This is a genomic window from Erythrobacter sp. 'gip.4 top 5' (assembly GCF_056495765.1).
In genome coordinates this window covers 739,011-758,326 of sequence record NZ_CP200270.1, presented here as the reverse complement: position 1 = coordinate 758,326, position 19,316 = coordinate 739,011, and the positions used below count along the sequence as shown (strand labels likewise).

Below are 19,316 nucleotides of genomic sequence, written 5' to 3'. Positions count from 1 at the left end.
TCCATCCTCTCTATCTGGTGGGTTCCGACAAGGGGAACAAGGGGTGCGTGCCCCAAGCGTTCGGCAGATAATTGCGGATCGTTCCTCGCACGATCGACCATCGCACCGGCGCACCGATCGGAATATAGACTTCGTTTGCGACAAGCGCAGCGTGCGCTTCGATCAGCAGCTGCTCACGCACGGCGGGATCCCGCTCGGTGAGAGACTGACGCACCAGCCTGTCGGCCTCCGCCGAACAGAGCCCATTTCGGACATTGCAATGAAACTGGTTCAGATACCACCGCGGCGAGGTGTAACGCGCCAAGGTGTCGCGAAGTTCGAGATCAGCCGCTTCGTCCTTGCCCGCCCGCCTGACCGAAACGCCGATTGCGGCCCACGCCGAGGCAAGTTCGCGAAACAGAAGATCCCCCCCTGGCCCATCTGGCAAGGCAATCACCACCGACGCCTCGCGCTCAGGGCCCGCCCATGCCTGCACCCGAGCGGCTGCGACCCGGCGGCGATCATCGATCGGCGCGCCGTTCCAGCGATCCTGAGGATAGGGCCCTACGGTAAAGCTTTCGGGAGGGACGATCCAACTGCTTTCACGCCAGCCGGCCAACCCGAAGCTGCGAATAAGCGCCGTTCTGTCAATTGCCATCGACAAGGCCTCGCGCCGAGAAGGTTCTGCAAGGAACGGCGTCTCTCGGCGCACCGTCAGTCCCAGCAGACCGAGCGCTGGATCGACCTGGATCGTGCCACGTGACAACGGGCCGACCTCGGCCAGCGGAAAATCGATGATACTGCCGCCCAAAACCAGATCGACATCCCCCCGCGAAAAGGCCGCCACTGCCGCAGGCGCCGACAAGGCGCGCACCGCCACAGGACGCGCAATGGCCTCCCAATCTTCGCGAGCGGGCAACCCGCGTGCCTCGGGCGGCAAGGCGGTAAGGCGGGCGCTTGCAGTCGCGTCATCGCGTGACATCGCCATAGGCCCCGCCCCACTGCCGTTGCGCGTCAATCCAAGTTCGGGTTGAGCCAGCAGGCGCAGGAAATCGGGCATCGGAGAGAATAATCGCACCTCGATCACGCGTCCGGTCATCGCCCGGATATCGCGCACCTTGTCCAGATCGAGCCCAAGCGAGGTACCGCGCAGCCCTCTGAGCGCGGCACGAAGTTGCTGCCGGACGTCGGCGGCGGCAATTTCTTCGTCGTCCGGCCAGGTGCTGTCACGCAAGCGGAAAATATAGCTGAGGCCGTCTTCGGTCACGATCCAACGCTCGGCTATGGCCGGAACCACCTGCCCTGCGGGATCGAGCGCGACCAGCCCTTCGGTCGTGGCAGCGCGCATGGCTTGCGCCGCTGGAGAAAGACGCAAGCCAGATTCGAACGGATCGCCGGGCGCGCCGATCACCGCAACCTCAAGCGGGCCACTGCTGCCGGAGGGGCTGCACGACCAAGTCGTCAGCGCAGCAATCAAAGGGAACCAGAATCGCATTGGATTCTGTCTAGCAGGTTGAACCGCGCCGGTCAGCTTGTGGCAAAGCACCAGGTAGCAAAGACGCCGGGTCGCCGATCAGATCTTGCGCAGCGTGGTGTGTCCCGGCGGCTGCGGTGCTCGGTGAGCCCAAGAGGGCTGGGAAGCGACAGAGGACGGTTCGTCGCCGCTAAGAAGTGGGCGGCGCGCTTTTTGCGAGTCGATTTCTTCGTCAAACGCCACGCCGAAGCGGTTGTCCTGCACCCAGGCCACTGTGCCATTCACTACGCCGATATTGCGCAGTTCGACAGTGACGCGGTGGCCGCGCTGAACGCGTAACTGACCTTCGCCCATCATCCCGCCATCGGAAAGGTTGCGCACCCGCGCCCGATGCACATCGGTGCTCTGCTCGACCCGAATATCTGCCAGCAAAAACAGGCTGTCGCGCGCGACGCTGCGTGTTTCAACACCCGTCATTTTTTGCTCGCCTCCTCAGCCAGGTTTGACCATGCGGCAGGAGTGTCTCGCATAATGGAGCCAATTCCGCACGCCATGTCGTGTGCCGCATTCGCAGTTAATGCGAAGTAAATTACTGTCGCGAATGTCGCGCTTTCGCGGGTTCGTCCCACGGCGGCACAAGATTCGCGAACTCCGTTTACATTTAGTCGTCGCGGGAGATTTTCTCGCGCCGTTCGTGAGCTTCCTGCGCTTCGACGGTCATGGTTGCGACAGGGCGCGCAATCAAGCGCCTGAGACCGATCGGATCGCCGGTCACCTCGCAGTAACCGTAATCACCCGAATCGATCCGTCGCAGCGCAGAGTCGATCTTGGCAACAAGCTTGCGCTGCCGATCGCGGGTGCGCAATTCTATACCCCAGTCGGTTTCGCTCGACGCGCGGTCCGTGAGATCGGCTTCCCGGATCGGACCATCCTGCAGCGATTGTAGCGTTTGCCCGGCGGCAGAGTGGATCGAACGTTTCCATTCCAACAGCAGCATCCGGAAATAGGCCTGCTGCCGGTCGTTCATGTAGTCCTCGTCTTCGGTCGGAACGTAGTCCGGCGCGAGCAGCCGCTTGGCTTTTTCGAGGATATCGATGTCGTCAGACGCGGTGGTTGGCATCAAGCTTTCTCATCCCGTGAGCCGCTGGGAAGACCATCGCGTCCTGACGCCTTTAATCTTTTCATTGGCTCACTTGGTCCCAGCAAGCTGAAGCAATGGGCGCCCTATAGGGAAGGCCCCAAGTGCACACAAGCGGGTTTGGGAATGAAAGGAGGAGGAAATGGGCGAACGCCACAAAGTGGTAAACGCGTTAACTAATTTTTGACCATGAATGCGGCACTTCTTTGTCACGGAAGGTCGCCTGGGGGGCGATCCGGTGATCAGGGGACCACACATGCACATCATCGCCACGACCGCACAGACCAAGAATGTTTCACGCGAAACATCCACCGAAGGGATACTTGGCGCATGGCTGGCGGCCGCAAACCGGGGGCAGGCGGGCGCCTGCTTCGATCTGGGTGTCGCATTTTCCACCGGCAGCAACGGCGCCGTCTGCGATCTGATCGAAGCGCACAAATGGTTCAACCTTGCCGCTGCCCGTGGCCATGAAGAAGCCGCCTATTGCCGCGCCGATATCTCTGACGAGATGACCGCGCGCGACATCGCGGAAGCCCAGCGCCGTGCGCGACAATGGTTAGCCGAAGGCCACCAGCGGGCCGCCTAATCGTCCTTGCGGAACGGGGTGCGGGTGCCGAGATACATCTGGTCGGTGGTCACACCTTCACGTTCATGCGTGAGAAAGTCGGCGACCGCACTGCGGAATCCGGGATCGGCGATCCAGTGGGCAGACAGCGTCTGCACCGGCTCGTACCCACGCGCCAGCTTATGCCCGCCTTGGGCTCCCGCCTCCACACAGGGCAGGCCGCGCGCAATCGCAATGTCGATCGCCTGATAATAGCACAATTCGAAATGCAGAAATCGCACCTCACGGGTGCAGCCCCAGTAGCGGCCGTAAAGCGCGTCGCGTCCCGCAAAATTGAGCGCGCCAGCAATCGGCTGATCCCCGTCATAGGCGAAGATCAGGATGATCCGGTCCCCCAGCCGTTCGCCCAACAGGCTGAAGGCTTCGCGCGTCAGATAGGGCTGCCCCCATTTGCGCGCGCCTGTATCCTGATAAAAGATCCAGAACGCGTCCCAATGCGCCTCGGTAATGTCGCTGCCGATCAAATGGCGGATCGTCAGGCCTTCCACCGCGCTGCTGCGTTCTTTGCGCAAATCCTTGCGCTTGCGCGATGACAGGGCGGCGAGAAAATCGTCAAAGCTCTGATAGCCCCGGTTGAACCAGTGGAACTGGATATCGGCGCGCGGCAGCCAGCCTGCCTCTTCGAACATGGGCAACTGCTCGGGCGTGATGAAGGTCGCGTGGGCGGAGGACATCTTGTTTTGAAGGCAGACCGCCTCCGCACCTTTCAGCAGATGCGGTGCCAACGCCGGATCGCTCAGCAACAGGCGCGGGCCGCTGGCGGGGGTAAACGGCGCGGCAATCTGAAGCTTGGGGTAATAGCGCCCGCCCGCCCTGTGCCAGGCGTCCGCCCAGGCATGGTCGAACACATATTCGCCCTGGCTATGCCCCTTGACATAGGACGGCATTGCGGCCAGCAACTTGCCTGCATCGTCCGTGATGGCAATTGGCGCAGGCTCCCAGCCAGTACCGGGACCAACCGAGCCGGAATCCTCCATCGCGGTGAGAAACTCATGAGAGACGAACGGATTGTCGTTCCCGCCGAGCGCGTTCCATTCGTCCCGATCGAAAGACCCCACCGATGATGCGATGCGGACGGTCAGACCCTGATCGTTCATACGAGCCCTGCCCCTTCAGCAATCAGCGCATCGGCATGCGCCATGGCACAGGCACGGGTTTCGGGCGAAGTGACCGTCCAGGTCAGCACCGGCAAACCCTTGGCACGCAGGCTTGCAACCCATCGGCTGGGTAGCGCGGCAATATGGTAAGCGAGAAAATCGGGCCTTGCGATCCATAGCGCCAGTCGCCGCTGCCAGCCCTTCTGGGTGTGGCCATGTGCATCTTCTCGCATCACCAACCCACATGGGGTTTCGGGCGAGTGATTGCGAAACCATCGCGCAACCCGGGGATCGAAGCTCATCACGGCATGATCGCCCACGTAATCCGTCAGGAGATTACTGATGGAATTGCATGTCCATTCAACGTCATAGCCCGGGCGCGATTTGATCTCGATAAGCACGGGTACACGGCCAGCAATCATATGGAGAAACGTTGCCAACCGCATAGGCCGCTGGTCGGTGCCAAGCAGACAGAGCGTTTCAAGTTCGTCGGCAACGCGATGTTCGGTTTCGCCGTCCTGTCCGGTCAGACGCACCAAATCCCAATCGTGAAACACCATCGGGTGATCATCGGCGCTGCGCTGGACATCGCATTCGATCCCCATACCCTCTGCAATTGCGGCTTCAGCTGCCGCCAGTGAGTTCTCCGGCACGCCCTCACCATGAAGACCGCGATGGGCATATTCCCACCGAGTCAGCCAATCCGGAGTGCGGCGTTCGCTCATGCGGTCAGAGCGATGACCGCATCAACCTCAACCGCCGCTCCGCGCGGCAACGCGGGCACACCGACAGCGGCGCGGGCGTGCTTGCCGGCATCACCGAACACCTGCTCCATCAAATCCGACGCGCCATTAGCGACTTCGGGCTGATCGGTGAATTCGGCGGTGCAATTGATGAAGGCGCCCAGCTTCACAATCCGTTCGACCCGTTCAAGCAGGCCTGCCGCGTCCAACTGCGCGATAATCATCAGCGCGCAAGCGCGCGCGGCGGCCTGACCGCCTTCGACCGAGACATCATCACCCAACCGGCCCTTGACCACGGCCCCGTCAACGAACGGCAACTGGCCCGAAATGTGGGCAAAGCCGCCGTGCACCACTAGTGGCACATAGCTTGCCACAGGGGCTGCAGCCTTGGGCAGGGTGACACCGAGTTCGGCAAGTTTGGCAGCGATCGTCATCTTCAATTCTCCAACCGTTCCAACAGCCACGGCAAGGCTTCGTTCCAGGTATCGATCCGGGCTTCGGCATGGCCGGCCTTGTGGGCGCAATCAATCGCATGGGCGATCATCGGTTCACCGCACAGATGCAGCCGCGTGACCTGCGGCGTGATGTCCGCGACAGAGGCGTGGTGCTGCGCGAGATCATCGATGAACACTGCGCGGCTCGGCGCATACTCATCCATGATGGCCTTCAGCGCCGGGCCCTTCGGCCCCTGATTGGTGAACACGCGGGCATTGATGCCGACCTTGGCAAGCTGGGCCGCGCGCGCATCACGATGGGCATCGACCAGATTGGTCAGGATTACCACGTCGGCTTTCTCGGCCAGCGTGTTGATCCCCTCGACGGCGCCTGCGATCGGCATCTGCGAATCCATTTCGTTATCGAAGAACTTGCCCAGCATCCGCCAGATATCGGGCGGCGCAAGCAATTCACCGCTTTCCTGCCAGCGCAGGGCTTCAGCGAAATTGTGGCCTTCGAGATGGAAGTTGACGCCTTCACTCGCCTCCAGCCAGTCCTTGAAAGGCGCAACCATGTGCAGCAGCACTTCGTCGCAGTCGGAGATAATCAACGGTCGGTTCATGCTTGCAAAGCGTCCTTGGCGGCAACCAGTTCCTCGGGCGTGACAGCCAGTGCCTCGGCGGCGCGGATCAGATCGGGTTCGTGATTGGCGAGAAATTCAAGCGCGGAGGAAAGGATCATCGAATCGCCCAGCCCTGTCCGCAAAGAATCGGGATCAAGGCCGGTCAATTCAAGATAGCGCGCCGCGCGGTCCTCGTCTTCCAGCACCCAGCCGAGCGCCGCCAGCGCCAGCACCTGCGGGTTCATCGGCGCGGATGAGGGGTGATGCGGGATTGTCCTGTCCTTTAACCGGGGTTAGTCGTAGAGCGGGTGGTATGCGGGGCGTTCAGTGACAAAGCGGATCATGGTTGTCGAGGATAATGACCTCAACCGGAAGCTGTTCTGCGATGTCTTGCGCGCCAACGGCTTCAACGTTGATCCGGTGGCTGACGGCAATCTGGTGCTGCAAACCGCACGCGACACTGCGCCCGATCTCATCATCATGGATATCCAGCTTGGCGGCATATCAGGCGTCGACCTGATCGAAGCGGCCAAGCGCGATCGTGGGCTGGCAGGCATTCCGGTGCTGGCGGTGACGGCCTTCGCGGCCAAGGGTGACGAGGAACGCATCCGCGCAGCGGGGGCAGAAGGTTATCTGTCCAAGCCCGTGTCGATCGGCCCGTTCATGAACGCAGTGAACGCGCTGGTGTGACAGGCGCCCTGCGACGGAAAGAAAAGCCCTGCTCGGAGGGGCACTCTTTTTTCTGCAAGGCCCCGTCGCCGGGGAATAACAATGCCTCGGTTTGTTCAGGAAGCATTGGGTGCACGGTCATCATACCCCTTAACGCAACAGCCGCCTCACTCCTTGCGGCTCGCCGAAAACTTGACAAGCTGCATCATCGCACGCTTTGGAGTCGTAATATCAGGGCGTATTCCGGCTCGCAACTGACGCCCAGTCACTGACCTAACGAAAGCATCACCGCCCATGACCCCCGCTGAAGTCGACGATCAGATCCGAACTTTGGTCGAACCTTTCAACAAAAAGGGTGTCGCCATTGCGGATTCCACTACTTTTGCCGGCGATCTCGAATTTGACAGTCTGACCATCATGGATTTCGTCGCTGAAATCGAGGACGCTTTCGATATTATCATATCGATGAACCAGCAGGCCGAGATCGAAAACTGGGGTCAGCTCATCGCGGCCGTCCACACAATGCAGGATAGCTGATAATGGCAACCGTCATGACCGAAACGCTAACCACCACCCAGCCTGTCGATCTGCTGGCGAAGTTCGATCCGATCATCCAGACCCGCGAGACACTGCTCGCCGCCGGGGTGGAAGATCCGTTCAATCTGGTGATGGAAGAAGTTCTGTCACCGACACGGGCGATCTGCAACGGGCGCGATACGATTCTGCTCGGCACCTATAATTACATGGGCATGACTTTCGATCCCGATGTGATCGCGGCCGGGCAAGCCGCGATGCAGGATTTCGGAGCAGGCACCACCGGCAGCCGCGTGCTCAACGGAACCTTCCGCGATCACCGCGATGTCGAAACCGCCCTGCGCGAGTTCTACGACATGGATCACGCGATGGTCTTCTCGACCGGGTATCAGGCCAATCTCGGCATCATTTCCACGCTCGCGGGCAAGGGCGATTACATCATCCTTGACATCGATAGCCATGCCTCGATCTGGGATGGCTGCGCGATGGGCAACGCCGAAGTGGTGCCATTCAAGCATAACGACGTTGAAGCGCTTGAAAAGCGGCTGAAGCGCGTACCCGACGGCGCCGGTAAGCTGGTCATCCTCGAGGGCGTCTATTCGATGATGGGTGATGTCGCGCCGTTGAAGGAGATGGTGCGCGTTTGCAAGGAACACGGCGCGACAGTGCTGGTCGATGAGGCGCATTCGATGGGCTTCATCGGTGAACATGGCCGCGGCGTGGCTGAAGAACAGGGCGTGCTGGATGATGTCGATTTCATCATCGGCACCTTTTCCAAAAGCGTTGGCACCGTCGGCGGCTTTTGCGTGTCGAACCACCCGAAGTTCGAAGTGCTCCGCCTGGTGTGCCGCCCTTATGTCTTCACCGCCGCGCTTCCGCCTGCCGTGATGGCGTCCTCTGCCACCTCGATCCGCAAGCTGATGCACGGCGGCAACAAGCGCGCGCATCTGTGGGAGAACAGCCGCACGCTGCACGGCGGCCTCAAGGCGTTAGGTTTCAAGCTTGGCACAGAAACCCCGCAAAGCGCGATCATCGCGGTGATCATGCCCGATCTGGAAAAGGGCGCGATGATGTGGGAGGCGCTGCTCAAGGAAGGCCTCTATGTCAATCTCGCCCGGCCGCCGGCAACACCCGCAGGCATGACCCTGCTGCGCTGTTCGCTGTGTGCAGAACACACTGCTGAACAGGTGCAAACCATTCTCGGCATGTTCGAACGTGCGGGCCGCGCAATCGGAATTATCTGATACTTGCAATTTAACCCTTTTGGTTATTTTTGTTGACATCGTGACGCTCTGAGGTTAACAAAGGGCATAGTCGAAAAATTGCGATTCGCCAGAAGGCGGCCTTCCCCGTGGGGATCGCCGCCATTTTGCTGTCCGCAGTGGGAGGATTGTCGATGGCCAAGCGTAACCCTGCGCGACTTGATACCACACATGCCAACCGCGCCGTGGCAAGCATCGACCGCCATTGGTGCACCCGCTTTCTGGATCACCTGGCCGAAACCTCCAACGTGACACGGGCAGCGGCCCATGCCGGGATAGAGATCAGCCGGGTCTACCGCCTGCGCCGCGCCCAGCCCGATTTTGCCGAACAGTGGCAGACCGCGCTCGCCGAAGGCTATGCGCATCTCGAAATGGAAGTGCTGCGTCGCCTGCGCGAAGGCGACTTCAAAACCGAAGACGGGGAAAAGTTCGACTTTGCCAACGCCATCCGTCTGCTCGCTGCGCATCGCGATAGCGCCGCTGCCAGCCAGCCGTACGAACGCAATGTCAGCCCTGCCGAAGTGCGCGCCTCGATCGACCGCAAGATCGACGAAATCCGGCGGCGGATGAGCAAGGCCAAGGCCAACGAGGCCACCGCCTGATGGCAAAGCCATTCGACTGGCTTACACAAGACACCGAAGCCGCGACAAAAGCGAAGCGCAAGCTTTCAACCGCATTGAGCAGCGGCGAGCGCAACCGGTTCGATTATGTCTGGGAATATTTTGCCCGACCCAGCCAGTTGCCTCCTGAAGGCGACTGGCGGATCTGGATGATCATGGCGGGCCGTGGCTTTGGCAAGACTCGCGCAGGCGCCGAATGGGTAAAGATGATCGCCGATCAAAATCCGGGCGCACGAATCGCGCTGATCTCGGCCTCGCTGGCCGAAGCACGCGCGGTCATGGTGGAAGGCGAAAGCGGACTGCTGGCCATCTACCCAGCTGCGGACCGGCCACGTTTCGAACCTTCGCGCCGCCGCATCAGGTTCAGCAACGGCGCGCAAGCGGAATTGTTTTCAGCCGCCGAGCCCGAAAGCATGCGCGGGCCGCAACATAGCCACGCTTGGTGCGACGAGATCGGCAAATGGCCGCTGTCCCACGGACGCGCCATACGCTGCTGGGACAATCTGCTGCTCGGGCTGAGACTCGGGGGCGATCCGCGCATCCTCGTCACCACAACGCCGCGTGCGGTGCCGCTGGTGCAACGGCTGATGAAACAGCACCAGAGCGCCGGCGATATCGTCATCACACGCGGCGCGACCAACGAGAACGAAAGCAATCTGCCCGAACGCTTTATGCAGGCAATCAGCAGCGAATTTGCCGGAACCCAGCTTGAACGCCAGGAGATCGGCGGCGAACTGATCGAGGATATCGAAGGCGCGCTGTGGACACGGTCCATGCTGGAGGCCGCTCGCGAGATCGGACCTATGCCGCTGCTGTCTAGGGTGGTGGTGGCGGTCGATCCGCCCGCCAGCGCAACCGGGGACGAATGCGGGATCATTGTTGCTGGGCTGGGCAATGACGGAATCGTTCGGGTGCTAGCCGATTGTTCGATCAGCGGCGCGGCGCCAGCTGAATGGGCGCAACGCGTCGCTGATGCAGCACGCGAATGGGATGCGGACCGGGTCGTAGCCGAGGCCAACCAGGGCGGCGCCATGGTGGAAAGCGTGCTGCGCGCCGCAGATCAGGCACTTCCCGTGAAGCTGGTGCACGCCAGCCGCGGCAAGGTCGCCCGCGCCGAGCCGGTGGCAGCGCTCTACGCCGCTGGGCGCGTGCGCCACACTGCGATGTTCGCGCAGCTGGAGGATCAATTGTGCGGGCTCGTGGCCGGCGGGGCTTATGCCGGGCCGGGCCGCAGCCCGGACCGCGCCGATGCAGCCGTGTGGGCGCTGACCGAATTGCTGCTGGGGCGACACTCGCGCCCTTGCGTACGGCAGATGTAATCAAAGGAAATGACATGGTTTGGCTCGATACTCTTCGCTCCGCCTTCAAGGGCGGGGAGCGTACCCGCGTGCCGCTCGCTTCCGGCGCCATGCAAGGCTGGCTTGCCTGCTTCGACGCGGGCAGCGGGCCACGCAGTTATGAATATTCTCGAGCCATTGCCGAGGGGTTTCTCGCCAACCCGGTTGCCCAGCGCTCGGTGCGGCTGCTGGCCGAGGGGATTGGTCACCCCTGAACTCTATCGCGCCAATCTTCCCACAGGCTGGGCCGCGCCTGCTTTCGACCGACTGCAGCTGGAAGATTACGATTGGCTCACCGCAGGCGCAGATGCTGCGCGGCGGGCGGCATACGCCTTGGTTGATGATCGACTGGGCTATGCTCTTGCCGATCAGGACTACCTAGCAGGCTTCGTGCTCGACCCTGCCGATGCCGAGCTGTTTTGGGCACGCATCGACGGCGGACTGGACGAAGCGGCCATGCGCGGCGTCACGCGCCGCTATGTCTGGGCGCTGCCACAGGTCAACCGCGACGGCTATGCGTTTCGCAATCTCGATATCGCTCACTGGTTACCGTTGGCGCGACAATCCGGACTGCTGCCGTCTCGGGGACCGATCCGCGCGGGCGATGTGCTGCTAATCGCGCTTGCCCACTGCCAGCACCACATTGCGATCGCGGTCGATGCATCATGTGTCGTCCACGCTCATGCCGGGCTTCGGCGGGTCGTGCTCCAACCGCGTGATCCCGCTTGGCAGATCAATGCCAAATGGCATTTCGCACCACAGACGTAAGGGTAATTTCATGGCAACTCTTGTCCTGACCGCGCTTGGCTCTGCGATTGGTGGGCCACTCGGCGGCGCCATTGGCGGGTTGATCGGGCAGCAGATCGATACGCGCATTTTCACGCCGGGCGGACGGGAAGGCCCGCGCCTGCGTGAATTAGCCATCAGTACCTCAAGCTATGGTCAGCCGATCCCGCGCCAGTTCGGGCGGATGCGCGTGCCGGGCACGGTTATCTGGTCCACCGACCTCGTCGAAAGCAAACGCAAAGACAAAGGGCGCAAGGGCCAGCCTTCGACTACGATCTATGCCTATTCTGCTTCATTTGCGGTGGCAGTGTCGAGCACACCGATTGCGCGCATCGGCCGGATATGGGCCGATGGCAACCTGTTGCGCGGGGAACAGGGGGATCTTAAGGTTGGCGGCGCGATACGCATGTATCGCGGATTTGGTGATGATCCCGTCGACCCGCTGATCGCCGCAGCCAAGGGCGGCACCGCGCCCGCATTTCGCGACTGCGCCTATGTCGTTTTCGAGGATCTCGAACTGGGCGATTACGGCAACCGCATTCCAGCGCTCAGCTTCGAGGTCTTTGCAGAGGGAGGCGAACAGAGCGTAACACTCGCTCAAATCGTGCCTGATGCCGCCTCGATGGCCCTCCCGGCGCCGCTCGCCTATGCACGAGGCTTTGCCGACGAGGGCGGCCCTCTGGCTTCGACGCTTGCCGCGATTGATCAGGTGATCCCCCTGGTCTGCATGTCGGGAAGCGACGGCCTCACCATCACTGCACGCGACAATGCCAGTGAATCCATCGTGACCCTTCCGAGCCCACTCGCGCGAAGCGATCGCGCACAAGATGATGCACGCAACAAGCAGCGTGCAGGAATGCCGGCGCGCGCGCCTGCTGCCCTTCGTTATTATGACGAGGAGCGCGATTACCAGACCGGTGTGCAGCGGGCGGCAGGTGGGAGGCAGGCTGGACGCGAATTGATGATCGACCTGCCAGCAACCATGACAGCCAGCGGCGCCAGACAGCTTGCGAATGATAGCGCCAACCGGGCGCGCTGGCAGCACGAAACCGTCACTTGGCGAATTGGTGAACTCGACCCGCGGATCGCTCCAGGCTGCATCGTGCGCTTGCCCGGTGCCCCCGGAAACTGGCTACTGCGTAGCTGGGAGTGGCTGGATCGCGGCATTGTGCTCGAACTGGAACGTCTTGCACCAGCCGGCAGCACGCCGCGCCAGAGTGATCCGGGCGAAAACCTTGCTCCCGTTGATCTCGTGGTTCCGCAAACGCAACTCGCGGTGACGGAACTCCCGCCAGACGAAAGCGCCAATCTCGCTAGTCCTCTGATTTTCGCCGCCGCCTCAGCGACGAACAGAGCCTGGCGGGGCGCCGCACTGTTTGCGGTTCAAGGCACAGCGCTTGTCGATCTCGGCACGACTGGGGCCCAGCGCGCTATGGTGGGGACGCTTGCCGCACCGTTGGCGCCGTCGTCATCTTTGCTGTTTGAGCCAGCGGCCACGGCGACGATCGATATGTTTGCAGAGGATCTTGGTTTCACTGACACCGATATTTCCGGCATCGCCAATGGGGCAAACCGCGTGCTGATCGGTGGCGAGCTTATGCAGTTTTTGCGCGCCGAGCCTTTGGGAAGCGGACGCTGGCGGCTTGCCGGGCTGTTACGCGGACGCGGCGGCACAGAACCTGACGCAGCCCTTGGCCATCCGGCTCAAACGCCAGTCATCGTGGTTGACGACCGCTTGATCGCTTTGGATCCACTCCTGCTTCCGCCGCTCGCCAGCTCCCGTGTCGCGGCGATCGGGACTGGCGACGCCGAACCCGTTATCGCTACGCTGGCAAATTCTGGTCTTTCGCGCCGCCCTCCTTGCCCTGTTCACGCGCGGACGCGGTTGGAGGCCGACCAGGCAATCCATTACTCCTGGACCCGGCGTGGGCGAGGCCAGTGGCGATGGAGCGATAGCGTTGAAGTGCCGCTCGTCGAAGAGCGCGAAGCCTATCTTGTGGGCTACGGATCGACCGAGGCCCCTTTTGTTACGTGGCAACGTAACGCTGCATGGTTGCGCCTTACGCTACCCGAACGCGGAGCACTTGCCGCCATTCATGGCCCCGCCGCGCTCTGGGTCAGGCAGATCGGCACCTTCGATCATTCCACCGCGTTGTTGCTCGCCGAAATTTCATGATCGCCTGGAGTATGTTATGTCAGATCCGATAACTTTCCCGAGTTCAACTCCCCTTCTTGGCATGCCCTTGCTTATCGCGGGTCAGGCGCAAAAGGAGTTTTTCGTCAATCAAGCCCTCTGTGTGCTCGATGCGATATGTTCGCGAACTGTTGTTGCCTCACAGTCCATTCCGCCCGAAACGGCAGCGGAAGGCGACTGCTTTCGCGTTACGGACCCAGCGCAAGCGGCTTGGGCCGGGCGCGAAGATGCCCTTGCACTGCGCATTGGCGGAACTTGGCATTTCATCACCCCACGCGAAGGAATGCAGGTGTTTGATAGCACCACTGGTCACGTACTGGTGTTTAGAAGCTTGTGGGAGCGCGCCGTTGCACCTGAAAACCCCACAGGCGGAACGGTGATTGACACTGAAGCCCGAGACGCAATTGCAACACTGTCGCTATCGCTGCAAACCCTTGGCCTTTTGTCTTCTTCAGTCCTCTAGACGCCTTAGCCGACAGTTTAACACCAGTTTGCAGATTGCATTTTTTTCCACGAGTGGGTCATCGCGACATTCTTGCAACACCAATCGTCTATTGATTGCTTGCCTGATGTAGGTCGAAAAGATAGAGAGCCTTACTGCCTCAAGTCCAATTCAAAGGGGAATTTTAGAATGCGCAAACTCGTCATTGGGATGGCGATGGCTTCGACCGCGCTGACCACACCCGCCATGGCTCGTGAAGGGCAATGGTATATTCAGGGTGACGGCGGCGTGATGATCGTCGAAGACCAAAGCCTCGATGTGAACGGTGCCGCCGATAGTGCGGTTGCCAACTACGATGTTGGTTATGATTTCGGCGGCATGGTTGGTTACGATTTCGGGGTTTTCCGCCTTGAAGCAGAAGCCAGCTACCGCGCCGCGGACCTTTCAGACGTGCAGGCCGGTAGTGAGGGCCTTGTGCTGAATCCCTCTGCGGGAGGTTTCAACACGTTCACCGGAAATCGTGAAGCCTTTGGCGAAGTGAACGCACTTAGCTTCATGCTGAATGGCCTGTTTGATTTTGGGTCGGACAATGGCCTTCAAGGCTTTGCCGGCGGCGGCGTCGGTGTGGCCCGTGTCGACATGGAAGGCATCGTCAACGCAAACGGTCCGGGCATCTGGGATGATTCGGACACTGGCTTTGCATGGCAGCTGCTGGCAGGCGTTCGCGCCCCAATCAGCGACTCCTGGGATGTCGGCTTGAAGTATCGTTACTTCAATGTGCCTGATGTTAACTTGATCGACCCGTTGGGGCGTACGCTTGAGACCAAGCTTTCCAGCCACTCGATTTTGGGTTCGATCACTTACAACTTCGGTGGTGCAGTAGCACCGCCGCCTCCGCCGCCGCCGCCGCCGCCGCCGCCGCCTCCGCCGCCTCCGGCGCCTCCGCCGCCGCCGCAGGCTGCGTGCAACACGGGTCCGTATGTGGTGTTCTTCGATTTTGACAAGTCGGACATCACACCGCAGGCTGCGAGCATCCTTAACAGCGCCGTAACTGCCTATGCGAACTGCGGTTCGGCAAGCGTCATGCTCGCTGGCCACACAGACCGTGCAGGGAGCACAGCCTACAACGTTGGTCTTGCCCAACGTCGTAACGCGGCGGTCAACTCCTACCTGACCGGCCGTGGCGTCCCCGGCGCGCGCATCAACAGCGAAGCGTTTGGTGAAACCCAGCCGCGTGTACCCACCGCCGACGGTGTGCGTGAAGCACAGAACCGCCGCGTGGAAGTGACCTATGGTCCGGGTTCAGGCATGTAAGCGACTGTTCGAAGGAACATGAGAGAGGGGCCGGCGCAATCCGGCCCCTTTTTTATTGCCTGCTGTTTGAGAACCCGGCTGAAGGCGCCAAGAACAAAGCCGCGTAACGCAAGCCGATCTTGCGCTCAAACCTCAAACGACGCATCGCGAGGGTCGAAAGAGTATGCCAGATATTTGCAAGGCAGCCTGTGATCGCACCCAAAGGTTGAACAATCGCAACGCATAAGCCTGTCTAGTAGATGAGCATCACTTTAACAGAACACCCAATTCTCAGAGATTTGCTGCGTCGCATTGCACTATTCGCCTGCGGCTGCGCGAGCTCTTTCTGCGATCGTAGCTTCGGCGTTCGGTAGGGTTCGGTACGCGTAGACGAGCAAGACCAGCGAAATCGGCGCAACCCCTATAAGAGAGAGCATGCCAATTCGCATGCTTCCGGTCAGTTCCGAAATCTGCCCCACCATATAAGGACCAAGCCCAAGGCCCACCAAAGTGGTCGCCAAGAAAAACGAAGCCGTCGCTGTGCCCCGCATCCGCGGCAACACTAGGTCTTGTGTGGTTGCTGCGGCCGCCCCAAGAGCTGTCGCCGCAAACAGCCCAGCGAGAAAATTCATCACGTAAAACAGAGCCGCATTATCGGTCGTAAAGCCGATCCAGATCGGGATGACAGGCGCGACGATCCCGAACATAATTACAAGAATGCGTCCGGAAGGGTTGCGGGCGCGAAGCCAATCCGACAGCCGCCCGCCTAGAATGACGCCAAGAAACCCTGACACAGCGCCGCTACCCCCAAGTATGAATGCAAGCTCGTCCTTCGGCAATTTCAGCACAGTCTCGGCATAAGGCGCCGACCAAAACGCCAGTGCATAAGCGCCAAGCGATACCAGTCCATATCCCAACGCCGTGCAGATGAAGGCCGGAGTACCCCAGATCAAGCTGAAGGTTGCAGGATCATGCCGGCGCAATGTCGATGCCCAAGAAAAAACCGCGTAATATCCAAACGCAATCGCCGACCATTGCGGGATATTGCCGGTAAGTTCGATCATGATGATGGCAACCCCTGTCATTGCAGCCGCCATTGCCACATTTACCAACGCCGCCATCGGACCGCGGCGCATCGCGTGGTACAACGTAAAGGGCGGCAACAACATCGACAGATCGACGAAGAAATCGATCAGCGGGTGACGCGTATGCGCCGTTTCAGCTGCCGGACGCGCGGGTTCGCGCAGGGTCGCCACCCAGAACGCAAGCAACACACCAGGTATCCCGACTGCCAGAAAAGCTGCCTGCCAACCAACCAGTCCAGCCATGCCGCCGCCCGGATAAGCCGCATCCCAAACCTTCGAAATCTTGGCCCCAATCAGGAGCGATACGCCGCCACCGAGATAAAGCCCTGACGAATAAATCGCCAAAGCCGTAGCGCGCTTTCGTGCCGGGAAATAATCGGAAATCAGCGAATATGCAGTCGGGCTCGCAGTGGCTTCACCGACGCCGACACCCATACGCGCAAGCGACAGCGAAAAATAATTGCGGGCGAACCCGGAAAGCGCTGTCATCGTTGACCATAGCAGAAGACCGATGGTCAACAGCCGCACGCGGTGCCACCGGTCAGCGAGACGCCCTAGTGGAACGCCGAACAACGCATAAAAAACCGCAAATGCCGCACCGCCAAGGAACCCGAGCTGGCCATCGGTCAAATCAAGATCGCGCTTGATATCAACCGCTAAGATAGAAAGAATCTGCCGATCAATGAAGTTGAGGATATAGACGACAACTAAGACGCCCAACACGTACCAACTGTATGCCGGGACAGAATCCTCACTGCGGTCATCGACCACTTCGGCTTTATCGCTCAACGCTGATCCCCTATCCCGGATGCTTTGATTAAGTGCCTGCGCTCAGCGCCGTTCAGACCTTATAAAGCGTGCTATCGACAATACCGGCCTCGGCAAAACCCTTTTTCCGCAAGCGACAGGAATCACACAGACCGCAGGCGGCCCCTTCTGGCGTCGGATCATAGCACGACCAGCTCCACGCCGGATCTAGGCCCAGCCGCGCGCACTCTCGAGCGATATCGGCTTTGGTCATGTGCTGGAGCGGGGCGTGGATCGTGAAGGGCGCGCCTTCAACGCCCGCCTTGGTGCCAAGCCGAGCGGTTTCAGCAAAGCTGGCGATGAATTCGGGCCGGCAGTCTGGATAGCCCGAATAGTCGAGTGCGTTGACTCCGATAAACACGTCGCGCGCGCCGGCCGCTTCGGCGCAGGCGGTCGTCAAAGCGAGAAAAACCAAATTACGCGCTGGCACGTACGTGACCGGAATGCCGCCGCCCACCCCTAACTTGGGCACGGCGATTGCGTCGGTTAGCGCGGACCCGCCAAACGCGCTCAGATCAAGCGCGATCTGGGTATGACGCGCCAATCCCAATCGCTCGGCAATTCGCGCGGCAGATTCCAATTCGACCCGATGACGCTGCCCGTAATCAACCGTCAAGGCATGGATCCTAAATCCAGCCTCTTGCGCCAACGCAGTGGTAACCATCGAATCCAGCCCGCCCGATAGCAACACGATGGCCAAAGGCTGTGCAGAAGTTTCTTCCGATCCGGTCATGGCGCCCAACTAACACGCGCGCGGATAAAGGCAATGTGGGCGGCTCAGCAAGCGCCTGTGCGGCGGGCCTCGGCTGTCAACTGGAAGGGGACGCCGCCATGTATACCCTGGCTTTCCAATTGCACGAGCGTGCCGGTCTCTCGGCGAATGCTGGTGCGGCCATACCCATTGCTGGGGCAGGTATACTGAACCGTTACCCGCGCTGTGCCATCCTCAACCACAAATTGATTGCACCCGCTCTCACGATGCACGAGCTGGATCAGTTCTTCGCCAGATTTCACACAGACTTTCCGATCCCGCGCAACACCGCGCTGTTTGACGCTCCATTCGCCCTTGGTCAGCGTTCCAAGCATTGCGAGGCCATTGCCCTGCGCAAGAGTCGGCACGGCCGACCACAGCGCCACCCCTGCGGCGAGCGCACCCAGCCCCAAGACACCGATGCTACGATAAGTTCGATTGGTCATGACGTCCTCTTGCCAGAGTATGGCTCCAGCGGATTGCATTTTTTAGCCGAATTGGACTGAGATTGCCGAAATTCTCGACGAAGCGTTAAAGCGCTAGCGTAAACGTCCGTGAACAAAAGGCGCAGTCGACTGCAATTGTTCCATCCGGCCCCCGCATCTCCTCGCGCTCATCTACGGGGAATCGCGCAACGATCGCCTCATAATGCGAAGCACTGCAACGGCAGCCTTGCGACAAGGGTGCGCCCGTTTGGACCCGAACCTCGTCCTCTTCGTGGAACAGCCGCCACGCAATCGCTTCGAGCGATAGTGCAGGGTCGAGCAACTCATCATGGCTTACCGAGCCTGCCATGACCGCGATATGCTCCCAATCGGGGTGATCCAGCCGGACATGCAGCCGCTCGCGACCCTCTTCGCCATCCGCCAAGTGCTGAACCAACAATCCAGCCGCCTTGCGGCCACCTGCGCCTGCACGACTGGCGACCCGGATCAATGTCGGGATCTGTTCAGACTGACTGAAATAGCTCTCACACGCCTCCGCCAGGCTATCGCCTTCCAGCGGAACGATGCCCTGATAGCGTTGCTTCACCTCGGTTTCGAAAGTGATGGCAAGATAGCCTTCGCCGAACAGGGCCTTCAGGGTGGGGTTAGCCCCCAGTGAGGCGAGCCGTTCGCCGTCGAAATCGACGTAGCCGCGCATCGCGCCCGCGCGAAAATCAACCACCAGTAGCTTGACCACGCCGCCCTGTGTCTGCGCCTGTAGGGTAAGCTGCGCTTCCGCACCCTTCAACAAACCGCCCATCAGTGCGCCGAGCACCAGTGCCTCGCTCAGCAGATGCGTAATTGGCGCGGGGTAATCATGCGCCGAAAGCACCTGTTCCAGCACGCTATCGAGGCGCACAAAGCGACCCCGGGCGCTGCGGTGCGGGAGGATAAAGCCCATCAAGGCATCGGAATAGGTCTCGGTCGTTTTCATCGTA

General features: G+C 60.7%; 22 protein-coding genes and 1 pseudogene. 11 read left to right on the top strand and 12 right to left on the bottom strand.

Features of this window, described 5'->3' with window-relative positions:
- Positions 1–10: 10 nt before the first annotated feature.
- The 3 genes from ACRANW_RS03675 to dksA form a co-directional block, all read right to left on the bottom strand.
- Entirely contained in the window at positions 11–1,474 is a 1,464-nt protein-coding gene (locus tag ACRANW_RS03675) for an ABC transporter substrate-binding protein (protein ID WP_479433197.1), read from the bottom strand.
- Positions 1,475–1,552: 78 nt separating this feature from the next.
- On the bottom strand, positions 1,553–1,930 hold the full coding sequence (locus ACRANW_RS03670; protein WP_479433196.1) for a PilZ domain-containing protein: 378 nt from the start codon (positions 1,928–1,930) through the stop codon (positions 1,553–1,555).
- A gap of 184 nt (positions 1,931–2,114) precedes the next feature.
- Positions 2,115–2,573, bottom strand: a complete 459-nt coding sequence (gene dksA, locus ACRANW_RS03665) for an RNA polymerase-binding protein DksA (protein ID WP_479433195.1) — start codon at positions 2,571–2,573, stop codon at positions 2,115–2,117.
- A 274-nt stretch (positions 2,574–2,847) separates the two neighbouring features.
- On the opposite strand from dksA, the gene ACRANW_RS03660 reads away from it, so the two are divergent.
- Positions 2,848–3,177, top strand: coding sequence for an SEL1-like repeat protein (locus ACRANW_RS03660; RefSeq protein WP_479433194.1), 330 nt, complete (start codon positions 2,848–2,850; stop codon positions 3,175–3,177).
- Here ACRANW_RS03660 and ACRANW_RS03655 read toward each other — a convergent pair.
- Genes ACRANW_RS03655 through ACRANW_RS03635 form a run of 5 tightly spaced genes read right to left on the bottom strand, consistent with a single transcriptional unit; the run spans position 3,174 to position 6,358 of the window.
- Positions 3,174–4,313 carry a GNAT family N-acetyltransferase gene (locus ACRANW_RS03655; protein ID WP_479433193.1) on the bottom strand — a complete coding sequence of 380 codons (1,140 nt, stop codon included), beginning with the start codon at positions 4,311–4,313 and terminating at the stop codon, positions 3,174–3,176. The genes ACRANW_RS03660 and ACRANW_RS03655 overlap by 4 nt on opposite strands.
- Positions 4,310–5,038, bottom strand: coding sequence for a glycerophosphodiester phosphodiesterase family protein (locus ACRANW_RS03650; protein ID WP_479433192.1), 729 nt, complete (start codon positions 5,036–5,038; stop codon positions 4,310–4,312). Before ACRANW_RS03650 ends, ACRANW_RS03655 begins: the two co-directional genes overlap by 4 nt.
- On the bottom strand, positions 5,035–5,490 hold the full coding sequence (locus ACRANW_RS03645) for a RidA family protein (RefSeq protein ID WP_479433191.1): 456 nt from the start codon (positions 5,488–5,490) through the stop codon (positions 5,035–5,037). Before ACRANW_RS03645 ends, ACRANW_RS03650 begins: the two co-directional genes overlap by 4 nt.
- A 2-nt stretch (positions 5,491–5,492) precedes the next feature.
- Complete coding sequence (locus tag ACRANW_RS03640; protein WP_479433190.1) at positions 5,493–6,113, bottom strand: HAD family hydrolase; 621 nt, start codon at positions 6,111–6,113, stop codon at positions 5,493–5,495.
- Positions 6,110–6,358, bottom strand: a complete 249-nt coding sequence (locus tag ACRANW_RS03635) for a DUF3572 family protein (protein WP_479433189.1) — start codon at positions 6,356–6,358, stop codon at positions 6,110–6,112. The genes ACRANW_RS03640 and ACRANW_RS03635 overlap by 4 nt, the downstream gene beginning before the upstream one ends.
- An 82-nt stretch (positions 6,359–6,440) precedes the next feature.
- Here ACRANW_RS03635 and ACRANW_RS03630 point away from each other — a divergent pair, with 82 nt between their 5' ends.
- From ACRANW_RS03630 to ACRANW_RS03585, 10 genes and pseudogenes are all read left to right on the top strand, one after another.
- Entirely contained in the window at positions 6,441–6,803 is a 363-nt protein-coding gene (locus tag ACRANW_RS03630; RefSeq protein ID WP_479433188.1) for a response regulator, read from the top strand.
- 273 nt (positions 6,804–7,076) lie between these two features.
- A complete protein-coding gene (locus tag ACRANW_RS03625) occupies positions 7,077–7,319 on the top strand; it encodes an acyl carrier protein (RefSeq protein WP_479433187.1) in 243 nt (80 codons plus the stop codon).
- Positions 7,320–7,321: 2 nt separating this feature from the next.
- Positions 7,322–8,560, top strand: coding sequence for a serine palmitoyltransferase (spt, locus tag ACRANW_RS03620; RefSeq protein ID WP_479433186.1), 1,239 nt, complete (start codon positions 7,322–7,324; stop codon positions 8,558–8,560).
- 152 nt (positions 8,561–8,712) lie between these two features.
- Positions 8,713–9,180 carry a hypothetical protein gene (locus ACRANW_RS03615; RefSeq protein ID WP_479433185.1) on the top strand — a complete coding sequence of 156 codons (468 nt, stop codon included), beginning with the start codon at positions 8,713–8,715 and terminating at the stop codon, positions 9,178–9,180.
- Positions 9,180–10,517 (top strand): DNA-packaging protein, encoded by a 1,338-nt coding sequence (locus ACRANW_RS03610; protein WP_479433184.1) that lies wholly within the window; start codon positions 9,180–9,182, stop codon positions 10,515–10,517. The genes ACRANW_RS03615 and ACRANW_RS03610 overlap by 1 nt, the downstream gene beginning before the upstream one ends.
- Before the next feature lie 14 nt (positions 10,518–10,531).
- Complete coding sequence (locus ACRANW_RS03605; protein WP_479433183.1) at positions 10,532–10,750, top strand: hypothetical protein; 219 nt, start codon at positions 10,532–10,534, stop codon at positions 10,748–10,750.
- Positions 10,746–11,051, top strand: a pseudogene (locus ACRANW_RS03600) (non-contractile tail sheath protein); the annotation flags it as partial. The gene ACRANW_RS03605 and the pseudogene ACRANW_RS03600, both read left to right, overlap by 5 nt.
- A 262-nt stretch (positions 11,052–11,313) precedes the next feature.
- On the top strand, positions 11,314–13,497 hold the full coding sequence (locus ACRANW_RS03595) for a phage tail protein (RefSeq protein WP_479433182.1): 2,184 nt from the start codon (positions 11,314–11,316) through the stop codon (positions 13,495–13,497).
- 61 nt (positions 13,498–13,558) lie between these two features.
- The gene (locus ACRANW_RS03590; RefSeq protein WP_479433181.1) at positions 13,559–13,978 is read left to right on the top strand and encodes a DUF2793 domain-containing protein; all 420 of its coding nucleotides are present in this window, start codon (positions 13,559–13,561) and stop codon (positions 13,976–13,978) included.
- 168 nt (positions 13,979–14,146) lie between these two features.
- Positions 14,147–15,271, top strand: a complete 1,125-nt coding sequence (locus tag ACRANW_RS03585) for an OmpA family protein (protein ID WP_479433180.1) — start codon at positions 14,147–14,149, stop codon at positions 15,269–15,271.
- A 296-nt stretch (positions 15,272–15,567) separates the two neighbouring features.
- Here ACRANW_RS03585 and ACRANW_RS03580 read toward each other — a convergent pair whose 3' ends face one another.
- From ACRANW_RS03580 to hslO, 4 genes are all read right to left on the bottom strand, one after another.
- Complete coding sequence (locus tag ACRANW_RS03580) at positions 15,568–17,124, bottom strand: spinster family MFS transporter (RefSeq protein ID WP_479433179.1); 1,557 nt, start codon at positions 17,122–17,124, stop codon at positions 15,568–15,570.
- 52 nt (positions 17,125–17,176) lie between these two features.
- Entirely contained in the window at positions 17,177–17,875 is a 699-nt protein-coding gene (queC, locus tag ACRANW_RS03575) for a 7-cyano-7-deazaguanine synthase QueC (protein ID WP_479433178.1), read from the bottom strand.
- Positions 17,876–17,919: 44 nt separating this feature from the next.
- Positions 17,920–18,339 carry a DUF3617 domain-containing protein gene (locus ACRANW_RS03570; protein ID WP_479433177.1) on the bottom strand — a complete coding sequence of 140 codons (420 nt, stop codon included), beginning with the start codon at positions 18,337–18,339 and terminating at the stop codon, positions 17,920–17,922.
- 85 nt (positions 18,340–18,424) lie between these two features.
- Entirely contained in the window at positions 18,425–19,312 is an 888-nt protein-coding gene (hslO, locus tag ACRANW_RS03565) for an Hsp33 family molecular chaperone HslO (protein WP_479433176.1), read from the bottom strand.
- Positions 19,313–19,316: the final 4 nt, after the last annotated feature.